This is a genomic window from Spirochaeta dissipatitropha, from assembly GCF_054657935.1.
In genome coordinates, this window is record NZ_BAAHXT010000040.1 from 1 (window position 1) to 1,770 (window position 1,770).

The window sequence follows — 1,770 nt, forward strand, 5'->3', positions numbered from 1 at the left end:
GTTAAAAAGGCGCCTCCGGCGCTAAGAAAATTAGATAATGCATTTATCTGGTCGTGAATTGACATTAGGCACACAGAGAATTATGCTTAGTGTATGGCCTTCTACTGGAACGAAGAAAAAAACAATCAACTAAAAGAAGAACGATCGATTTCATTTGAACGAATCGTGGTAGCAATCGAGGAAGACCATTTAATCGATGCAATCGAAAATCCAAATAAAGAAAAATACAAAAATCAATTAATCTTAATCGTCGATATAGATGGATATGCTGTGTGTGTACCCTGCGTACTGCAAGAAAATGGTGATTATTTTCTGAAAACCCTATTTCCCAGCAGAAAATATACAAAGAAATATAATCTTGGAGGAAAAAATGAATGATTTAATAGAAGAAAAAGAATTAATGGATTCAATAGAAAACGATGAATGGCAATCAGTACAGAACTTTGACCAATTAAAAAATGATCTGAAAGATGCCGCTCGGAAGACTTCAATCAAAGACTACAGAATAAATATCCGGATTTCTAAACGCGACGTAGAGGCTTTAAAAACAAAAGCTCTGGAAGAAGGCATCCCCTATCAAACCCTGGTTACGAGCATTCTACATAAATATGTAACTGGAAACCTTAAAGACGTAGGTTAAAGTATTGCGTTTAACATAACGCTTAACCAGACCGGCACAGCCGGCTGGTTAGCTTGCTGTTATGCAGACGCTACGGGCAAAATAATAAAGGTAATTAAAATGGAAAAACTTGAACACCTTTCAATTATGTTAAACAGACGAACAAAAGGAAAGAAATACGAAAATTTTATTATAAACTCAATATATGCAAAAATTTCGAATCCTGAACTTATTCCAATAACTCAACAATATGTAAAAAATACAAATGCCGCTACTATGAGTAAGAGAAAATACTATCTCTTGGATTTATATTTTCCACAAATAAACTATGGTATAGAAGTTGATGAAAGTCACCATCTATGTGAGGAAAATCGCATTCAAGATTATCTACGGGCTGAAGATATACTTGGTTCAATTCAGTGTGAACAAGGACGAATTGCAATCTATAACGACGACGGTACTCTAAAAACTTATGATGAAGTAAACGATCAGATTAATAAGCAGATTATACATATAAAAAAAATGATAACGCAAAAATATACGGTAGACAAAATTTGTTGGGAAGACAATGAAAGTCGAAAACGTAATATACTGCAAAAAGGTGTTTTTTCCACGAAAGATGATGTGGACTTTGAGGGTGTAACTGAAATATATAACCTACTTGGACATGACATTAAAAATCTTGGAAGGTGTTTCGTAAAACTGAATAATAAGTATAAATTGTGGGTTCCACATTTAGCTGTTCAACTTGAAGATGGTACAATAAAAACAAAAAATGGCTGGGAAAACACATTAAATGAAGACAAATCACTAATTTCTGAAGTAGTTGGCAATATGAAAAAATGTGATACTCGCGAATTACCAGAAGGACCTTGGAACGAAAACGGATATAAAAGAGTTGTCTTCATGCACATTCGGGATAGTTTCGGCATGGAACGAGTAAAGTTCCTAGGAGTATTTGAAGCTTTTGAATTGAAAGTTAACAAAGGAATCCAAACTAGGTTTTACAAAAGAGTTAAAACAGAAATTACTATCAGTGAGCTAATATAATGAAGAAGCATAACAAAGGCTTTAACCTGACTCGCCTATGTCCTGAATTTTGCTATTCCGGCATACGCCGGGCAAGATTCACGCCATTTAACGGCTCGCAG

General features: G+C 34.6%; 3 protein-coding genes. All 3 read left to right on the forward strand.

The genetic code is table 11. The annotated features are described in order from the left end of the window. The first annotated feature begins 93 nt into the window (after window positions 1–93). Entirely contained in the window at window positions 94–378 is a 285-nt protein-coding gene (locus ACYQ2L_RS17100; RefSeq protein ID WP_460058326.1) for a toxin, read from the forward strand. Beyond that, a complete protein-coding gene (locus ACYQ2L_RS17105) occupies window positions 371–640 on the forward strand; it encodes an antitoxin (protein WP_460058328.1) in 270 nt (89 codons plus the stop codon). The genes ACYQ2L_RS17100 and ACYQ2L_RS17105 overlap by 8 nt, the downstream gene beginning before the upstream one ends. 99 nt (window positions 641–739) lie before the next feature. Then, window positions 740–1,669: an AbaSI family restriction endonuclease gene (locus tag ACYQ2L_RS17110; protein WP_460058330.1), complete on the forward strand. Its 930-nt coding sequence runs from the start codon at window positions 740–742 to the stop codon at window positions 1,667–1,669. The last annotated feature ends 101 nt before the right edge of the window (window positions 1,670–1,770 follow it).

Excerpts from the sequence above, each read along its gene's own strand:
- ACYQ2L_RS17100 (WP_460058326.1), top strand. The coding sequence starts at position 94 with ATGGCCTTCTACTGGAACGAAGAAAAAAACAATCAACTAAAAGAAGAA.
- ACYQ2L_RS17105 (WP_460058328.1), top strand. The coding sequence starts at position 371 with ATGAATGATTTAATAGAAGAAAAAGAATTAATGGATTCAATAGAAAAC.
- ACYQ2L_RS17110 (WP_460058330.1), top strand. The coding sequence starts at position 740 with ATGGAAAAACTTGAACACCTTTCAATTATGTTAAACAGACGAACAAAA.